Origin of the sequence: Azospirillum sp. B4 (assembly GCF_000333275.1) — a bacterium.
Classification (GTDB): Bacteria; Pseudomonadota; Alphaproteobacteria; order Azospirillales; family Azospirillaceae; genus Nitrospirillum.
Map to the genome: position 1 here is coordinate 1 of NZ_BACU01000702.1, position 7,279 is coordinate 7,279.

Consider the following 7,279-nt stretch of genomic DNA (forward strand, 5'->3'; position numbering starts at 1 on the left):
GCACCGAGACGGCGGAACAGGTCATCAGCGCCTGAAAGTGCTGGCCGAACTGGACATCGCCGAACGCGGGTGCCGCAGGACGGCAGCTTCCGGGTGGAGGCGGCGGGCCGCGAGATCGACCTGCGCGTCTCCATCATGCCCAGCATCCATGGCGAGGACGCGGTCATCCGCATCCTGGACAAGCGGGCCATGATGGCGGCCTACGGGGCGCTCAGCCTGGAGACGCTGGGCTTCGACGCGGCCTCCCTGGTCATCCTGCGCGAACTGGCGGAGGAGCCGCACGGCATGCTGCTGGTCACCGGCCCCACCGGCTCGGGCAAGACCACGACGCTCTATGCCGCGCTGACGGAAATCCACAACGGCCGCGACAAGATCATCACCATCGAGGACCCGGTGGAATACCAGTTGCCGGGCATCCTTCAGATCCCGGTGAACGAGCGCAAGGGCCTGACCTTCGCCAAGGGCCTGCGCAGCATCCTGCGGCACGACCCCGACAAGATCATGGTTGGGGAGATCCGCGACCGGGAAACAGCGGAGATCGCGGTGCAGTCGGCCCTGACCGGCCACTTGGTGCTGACCACCGTGCACGCCAACAGCGTGTTCGACGTCTTCGGCCGCTTCACCCACATGGGCATCGACCCCTACGCCTTCGTCTCCGCCCTCAATGGCATCTGGGCCCAGCGCCTGATCCGCGTGAACTGCCCCCACTGCGCCACCGACTACGTGCCGGAGGAGACGGAACTGCAGCGCCTGGGCCTGACGGCCGACGCAGTCGCCGGCTTCCACTTCCGCCGGGGCCTGGGCTGCGGCGACTGCCGGGGCACCGGTTACAAGGGCCGCCGCGCCATCGCCGAGATCCTGACCCTGACGGACGAACTGCGCGAGATGGTGGTGGAGAAAAGCCCCATCCGCCAGATCAAGGACACCGCCTACCGCGACGGCACCCGCAGCCTGCGCGAGATGGCCCTGGCCCTGGCGCGCGAGGGTGGCACCACCCTGGCCGAGGTCAAGCGGGTGACCCAGCATGCGTAGGCCCGCCCTGCCCTCCCCAACCGGCTTCCTGGGCGGCCGGCTGGACCTGACGCTGACCCGGTCCGCCCTGTCGCTGGACCTGCGGCGCACGGCATGGGGTCCGCCCGTCCCCCTCGCGGAGCTGCCGCTGGCCGGGGACATGCCTATCCGCCCGGACATGCTGGCCGCCGCCCTGGCCACAACCCTGGCCCCCATCCTGGCGGATGGGCGTGCCGCCGGCTTGCCGCTGACGGTGACCTTGGGCGACGACCTGGTGCGGCTGTTCATGGTGGCGCCACCGGGTAACGCGCGCGGCCTGGGCGACATCCGCGCCGTGACGGCCCTGCGCTTCCAGCGCCTGTATGGTGACGATCCGTCCGCCTGGCGCCTGACCTTTGACGGGGCGGTGGACCGTCCCTTCCTGGCCTGCGCCATGCCCCAGGCCCTGCACGGCGCCCTGCTGGATCTCGCCCGGACACACCGGCTGGCGCTGACCGCCCTCACCCCGCGGTTCGTCACCGCCTGGAACGCCGAACGCCGGCGACTGGACGGCGCCTGGCTGGGCGTGGCGCAGGACGGGGGCATCACCCTGGGCTGCGTGGACGTTCCGCCTGGCGGGGGTGCCGCCGGCCTGATGGCGGTGCACCGCCTGACCCTGCCGGCGGGGGCGGAAGCCCGCTGGCTGCGCGACCAGCTGCGGGCCGTGGCCCTGCGCCATGGCCTGGCCGACCCTGCGACCCTGAAACTGGTGGGGCGGCCCCTGCCCGGCCTGGCGGCGCCGCCCGCCGGCACGCCCACACTCGCCTGGCGGACGCCGGCGCCGCGCCCCACGGCCGCCCAGGCCTTCGCCTACCTTTTCGGCTGGGGGCGGCGCGCGGGATGAGACGGCAGCGCATTAACTTCGCCCCCGGTGGCTACACCCGGCTGAAGCAGGAGACACCCGCCGCCGCCAAGGTGCTGGGCCTCATCGGCCTGGGCCTGTGCCTGGCGGCGGCCCTTGAGGCGCGGGACCGCCTGGACCGCCTGGCGGCGCTGGACCACGCGGTGGCGCGGACCGAAGACGATCTGGCGGCACGCGCCAGGCGACGGGCGCCCCCGGCCGACATGCCCATCCCCGAGGCACAGGCCAGGGCGGTGAACGCCGCCGTGCGCCAGTTGAACCTGCCCTGGCGCGCGGTGCTGGACGCGGTGGAGGCCGGCACGCCCCGGACCGTCGCCCTGCTGGCGCTGGAGCCCGACGCCGGGCGCGGACTGATCCGCATCGAGGCGGAGGCGGCAAACGGCGAGGCCATGCTCGCCTATGTGAAACAGCTGAAGCAGCAACCGCTGCTCGCCGGCGCCGTGCTGGTGAAACACCGGACGGAGGAAGGCCAGGCGGGACGCCCCCTGCGCTTCCAGATCGAGGCCAGCCTCATCACCGGGGGCATTGCCCCGGGGGGCACGCCATGAGCTTCCTGTCCATTCCCACCCCCACCCTGCTGCTGCGCGCCCGCCTGGCGCTGGGCCGCATCGGCTGGACCACCCTGCTGGCCGGCGCCCTCTTCCTGGCCGGCGCCAGCGCCTTCCTCATCGGCCTGCCCGCCCTGCAGGCCCGGGTGGAGGCGCGCCAGGGCGCGCTGGCGCAGGTGACGGCGCGGGCCGCCCGCGCCGCGCGCCAGCCCCCGCCGGCCGCCGCCGCCCTGCCCCCGGCGCAGCGCAACCTCCAGGCCTTCTACGACGCGCTGGGTGACGTGCGCTATGCCGACCAGGACGTGGCCGTCATCCTGGATGAGGCCGACCGCCAAGGCCTGACCATCGCCCAGGCGGAGTACAAGCTGGGCTATGACAAGGCCGGCCTCTACCATGTCTACACCATGCAGATGCCGGTGACGGGCAGCTACGCCGCCATCCGGGACTTCTTGCCGGCAGGTGCTGCGTTCCCTGCCCTATGCCGCGCTGGAGGAGGTCAGCGTCAAGCGCGCCGCCATCGGCAGCGGCGCCGTCGAGGCCCGGTTGCGCCTGGCGCTCTACCTCGACGGCCCGGCGGACTATGAGCCGGGCAGGACGGTGGAAGGGGGGACGCGATGAAGGCGCGCCAAGCCCTGATGCTGGCGGCGCTGGCGGGATCCGCTGGACTCGCCATCTTCGGCGACCGCACCCCCGGCGGCGGCGACACGGTGGAGGCGGTGTCGCGCCCCCGGCCGGCGACCGCACCCAAGGCGGAAACGCCCACCGCCAGGCACAAGCACACACCCGCCATCCTGGCCCTGCTGCCCCGAGAACAGCTGATGGGGCCCCGCGATGAGGACCGGCCCGCGACCACGCTGTTCGCGGCGCAAAGCCTGGACCGGGCGCCAGCGGCGGTGACGCCCCAGACCCCAACGGTGGTAGCGTCCGACACGCCGGGCCTGCCCTTCACCTATCTGGGCAAGAAGTATGAAAACGCGGCGTGGGAGGTCTACCTGGCCATAGGGGACCAGACCTACTTCGTGCGCGAGGGCACGGTCATCGACCAGAAATACGCGGTCAACCAGATCAGGCCGCCCGTGCTGACGATGACCTACCTACCAACCAGGCAGCAGCAGACGATGACGATCGGCGGGGAAGAGTGATGGGGGTTGTTGGGGTTGGACGGTCCGTCGCGCGCAAGGGGATTTGCCTGCTGCTCAGCCTGGCGCTGACGGCCTGCGCCGGGAACACGGCCTATCAGGACGGCATGAGCCTGGTGGCGGAAGGCAACATGAACGACGGCTTGGCCAAGCTGCGGGAAGCCTATGCCAAGGACCCGCGCGACGTGCAGGTCCGCTCGGCCTACCTCCAGACGCGGGAGCGCGCCCTGACAACCGACGTGGAACGGGCGGACAGGCTGGCGGCGGCCGGATCATACGACGATGCCCGCGCCCTCTACCGCCACGCCCTCAGCCTGAACGCCAATTACGAGCGCGCGCAGGACGGCCTGGCGGCGCTGGAGGCCCGCGCGCGGCAGGCCGGCTGGATGAACGAGGCCGACGCCCTGCTGTCCCGGGGGCAGGTCGACGCCGCCAACCAGAAGCTGGCCCGGGTGTTGACGGAGGCGCCGGCCGACCCGCGCGCCCAGGCGCTGAAGCATGCCATCGACACCCGGCTGGCGGCGTCCACCCCCCAGGCGCGGCTGGCCCAGGTTTACCGCAAGCCCATCACCATCGAATTCAAGGACGTCAGCCTGAAGCAGGTGTTCGAGGTGATCGCCCACACCTCCGGCCTGAACTTCCTGTTCGACAAGGATGTGAGGACGGACCAGCGCACGTCCATCTTCCTGAAGAACAGCACCATCGAGGCGGCGGTGCGCCTGGTGCTGCTGACCAACCAGCTGGAACAGCAGGTGTTGGACGGCAACACCGTGCTGATCTACCCCAACACGGCGGCCAAGCAGAAGGACTATCAGGAACTGAACGTCCGTACCTTCTACCTGGCCAACGCCGAGGCCAAGACCATCGCCAACACCCTGAAGACCATCATCAAGGTGCGCGACATCGCGGTGGACGAGAAGCTGAACATGGTCATCGTCCGCGACACGCCCGACGCCATCCGCATGGCGGAAAAGCTGGTGGCGGTGGAGGACGTGCCGGATCCGGAGGTCATGCTGGACGTGGAGGTGCTGGAGATCCAGCGCAGCAAGCTGCAGAACCTAGGCATCCAGTGGCCGGCCTCCGCCAGCTTCCAGCCCTCGCCCCTGGGCACCCTGACGACGGGGGGTGACAGCGGTTCATCGGGCAGCGGATCGTCGGGCAGCAGCGGTACCAGCAGCGGCTCCGCCGTGTCGCTCTATGACCTGACCCACCAGACGACACGCAACATCGGCGTGACGGTGGGCAGCGCCACGGCCAACGCCAACCTGCAGGATTCCGACGCGCGGCTGCTGACCAATCCGCGCATCCGGGTGCGCAACCATGAGAAGGCCAAGATCCTGATCGGGCAGCGGCTGCCCAACATCACCTCCACCGCCACCTCCACCGGGTTCCTGTCGCAGTCGGTGAACTATATCGACGTCGGCCTGACCCTGAACGTGGAGCCCACGATCTACCTGGACGACAATGTCGGCATCAAACTGACGCTGGAGGTCAGCAGCATCATCCGCCAGGTGACGACGCAGACCGGCACCAGCGCCTATGAGATCGGCACCCGCACGGCCAGCACCGCCCTGCGCCTGAAGAACGGCGAGACCGACGTGCTGGCCGGCCTGATCGACAGCCAGGAACGCACCTCGGGCAACAAACTGCCGGGCCTGGGCGATCTGCCCGTGCTGGGCCGCCTGTTCGGCGCCACCACGGACGATGACCAGAAGACGGAAATCGTCCTGTCCATCACCCCGCACCTGGTGCGCAACCTGCAACGGCCGGACGTGAACGACGCCATGTTCAACGCCGGCACCGAGAACGGCATGCATGCCGCCGCCCCCGGGTCCGGCGGCGGCGTTTCCACCACCACCTCCACCATCGGTAGCACCGTGGCCCCGGTGTCGCCCATGCCGCCGGCGGCACCGGCCACCATCGGCCCGTCCTCGTCCACCGGCGGCGGTTCCGGCGCGGTGAACGACCTGGGTCTCAGCCAGAACGGCGTGGGCGGCGCCGTTGGCGGGTCGGAGGAGGGGGCGGTGGGCGCCGTGCCCGGGGCCGGCACCGCCCAGCTGCAACTGCAGGGCACCGGTCAGGCCGCGGTGGAGGGCGCCGTCACCGTGAACCTGCTGGCGCAGGCGACACAGGGTGTCACCAGCTTCCCCGTCACCCTGGGCTTCGATGCCGCGAAGCTGCAGGTCACCAACATCGTGGAAGGGCCGTTCCTGAAGCAGAACGGCGCCACCACCAGCTTTTCCAGCCGACTGGGCAACGGCCAGGTGATCATCGCCGACAGCGGCACCGGCGGTGCCGGCGTCACCAGCCAGGGGGTGCTGGCCACGGTGACCTTCAAGGCGCTGGCCGCCGGGTCGACCACGGTGCAGGTGGCCTCAGCCGCCCCCATCGGGGTGGACGGCGTGCCCATCACCCTGCTGTCGCCCAGCCCCTACACCGTGCAGGTCACCGCCAAATGACGGACGGGCGCGGGTCGGAGGCCGGGTTCACGCTGATCGAGCTGCTGGTGACGCTGGCCATCGTCGGCCTGCTGGCCACGCTGGTGCTGCCGGTCGCCCAGGTGGCCACCCAGCGCACGCAGGAGACGGAATTGCGCCGCGCCCTGCGCGACATCCGCACCGCCATCGACGCCTATCACCGCGCCAGCGACGACGGCCGCATCGCCAAGGAGGCCGGCACCGCCGGCTACCCCCCCGACCTGGACGTGCTGGTGACGGGGGTGGAGGACCAGCGCGACCCGGAGAAGCGCAAGATCTATTTCCTGCGCCGCATTCCCCGCAATCCGCTGGCCAGCGACCCCGACCTCGCCGACGCCGCCACCTGGGCCAAGCGCAGTTACGCCAGCGAGGCCGACGACCCGCAGGAGGGCGACGATGTCTATGACGTCTATGCCGCCAGCCCCCGCGTCGGCCTGAACGGCATACCCTACAAAAAATGGTGAGGCGGCCCCCCATGACACGACGCGTGACAAAGCGGCGGCCGGCCGGCTTCACCCTGGTGGAGCTGCTGGTGGTCCTGGCCATCATCGGCATGCTGCTGAGCCTGGCGCTGCCCCGCTATTACCACGCCATCGACACCTCAAAGGAGCGGGTGCTGGCGGAAAACCTGCGCGTCACCCGCGACGCCATCGACAAATTCTACGGCGACACCGGCCGCTATCCCGACGCCCTGGACGAACTGGTGCAGAAGCATTACCTGCGCGGCCTGCCCTTCGATCCGGTGGCCGACAGCGACAGCGCCTGGATCATCGTCCCGCCGGAGGAGCAGTTCCCCGGCAACGTCTACGACATCAAAAGCGGGGCGCCCGGCACCGCCCATGACGGCAAGGCCTTCGGGGACCTGTGATGAGCCGGCATTTGGCTAAATCGCCCCCGGATGAGGCGGGATTCACCTATCTGGGTCTGCTCATCATCCTGGCCATTATCGGCGTGGTGGCCGCCGCCAGCCTGCAGGCCGGCGCGCTGATGCAGCGGCGCGATGCCGAGGAAAGCTTGCTTGATATCGGCTGGGACTTCCGCATCGCCTTGCGCGACTACGCCGACAGCACGCCCGCCGGCCTGCCCCGATACCCCCGCGCCCTGCAGGACCTGACGCGCGACCCGCGCTATCCCGGCGTGCGCCGGTACCTGCGCCGGGTACCGCCTGATCCCATGGTTGGCGGCCCTTGGGGCCTGGTCATG

Annotated in this window: 9 protein-coding genes; all 9 read left to right on the forward strand. The window is 70.4% G+C overall.

The window, feature by feature from the left end:
* Positions 1 to 69: 69 nt before the first annotated feature.
* Positions 70 to 1,032, forward strand: coding sequence for a GspE/PulE family protein (locus I55_RS31445; protein WP_252181383.1), 963 nt, complete (start codon positions 70 to 72; stop codon positions 1,030 to 1,032).
* Entirely contained in the window at positions 1,025 to 1,894 is an 870-nt protein-coding gene (locus I55_RS31450; RefSeq protein WP_049974693.1) for a hypothetical protein, read from the forward strand. Before I55_RS31445 ends, I55_RS31450 begins: the two co-directional genes overlap by 8 nt.
* Positions 1,891 to 2,460, forward strand: coding sequence for a hypothetical protein (locus I55_RS39220; RefSeq protein WP_044564677.1), 570 nt, complete (start codon positions 1,891 to 1,893; stop codon positions 2,458 to 2,460). Before I55_RS31450 ends, I55_RS39220 begins: the two co-directional genes overlap by 4 nt.
* On the forward strand, positions 2,457 to 3,044 hold the full coding sequence (locus tag I55_RS31460) for a hypothetical protein (protein WP_049974694.1): 588 nt from the start codon (positions 2,457 to 2,459) through the stop codon (positions 3,042 to 3,044). The genes I55_RS39220 and I55_RS31460 overlap by 4 nt, the downstream gene beginning before the upstream one ends.
* 30 nt (positions 3,045 to 3,074) lie before the next feature.
* The gene (locus tag I55_RS35555; RefSeq protein WP_044564678.1) at positions 3,075 to 3,602 is read left to right on the forward strand and encodes a hypothetical protein; all 528 of its coding nucleotides are present in this window, start codon (positions 3,075 to 3,077) and stop codon (positions 3,600 to 3,602) included.
* A complete protein-coding gene (locus I55_RS31470) occupies positions 3,602 to 6,058 on the forward strand; it encodes a secretin N-terminal domain-containing protein (protein ID WP_044564679.1) in 2,457 nt (818 codons plus the stop codon). The genes I55_RS35555 and I55_RS31470 overlap by 1 nt, the downstream gene beginning before the upstream one ends.
* A complete protein-coding gene (locus I55_RS31475) occupies positions 6,055 to 6,540 on the forward strand; it encodes a type II secretion system protein (RefSeq protein WP_044564680.1) in 486 nt (161 codons plus the stop codon). Before I55_RS31470 ends, I55_RS31475 begins: the two co-directional genes overlap by 4 nt.
* An 11-nt stretch (positions 6,541 to 6,551) precedes the next feature.
* Entirely contained in the window at positions 6,552 to 6,944 is a 393-nt protein-coding gene (locus tag I55_RS31480; protein ID WP_199902788.1) for a type II secretion system protein, read from the forward strand.
* 11 nt (positions 6,945 to 6,955) lie between these two features.
* A partial coding sequence (locus tag I55_RS31485) for a hypothetical protein (RefSeq protein WP_199902789.1) occupies positions 6,956 to 7,279 on the forward strand: 324 nt, incomplete at its 3' end.

Excerpts from the sequence above, each read along its gene's own strand:
- I55_RS31450 (WP_049974693.1), top strand. The coding sequence starts at position 1,025 with ATGCGTAGGCCCGCCCTGCCCTCCCCAACCGGCTTCCTGGGCGGCCGG.
- I55_RS39220 (WP_044564677.1), top strand. The coding sequence starts at position 1,891 with ATGAGACGGCAGCGCATTAACTTCGCCCCCGGTGGCTACACCCGGCTG.
- I55_RS31460 (WP_049974694.1), top strand. The coding sequence starts at position 2,457 with ATGAGCTTCCTGTCCATTCCCACCCCCACCCTGCTGCTGCGCGCCCGC.
- I55_RS35555 (WP_044564678.1), top strand. The coding sequence starts at position 3,075 with ATGAAGGCGCGCCAAGCCCTGATGCTGGCGGCGCTGGCGGGATCCGCT.
- I55_RS31470 (WP_044564679.1), top strand. The coding sequence starts at position 3,602 with ATGGGGGTTGTTGGGGTTGGACGGTCCGTCGCGCGCAAGGGGATTTGC.
- I55_RS31475 (WP_044564680.1), top strand. The coding sequence starts at position 6,055 with ATGACGGACGGGCGCGGGTCGGAGGCCGGGTTCACGCTGATCGAGCTG.
- I55_RS31480 (WP_199902788.1), top strand. The coding sequence starts at position 6,552 with ATGACACGACGCGTGACAAAGCGGCGGCCGGCCGGCTTCACCCTGGTG.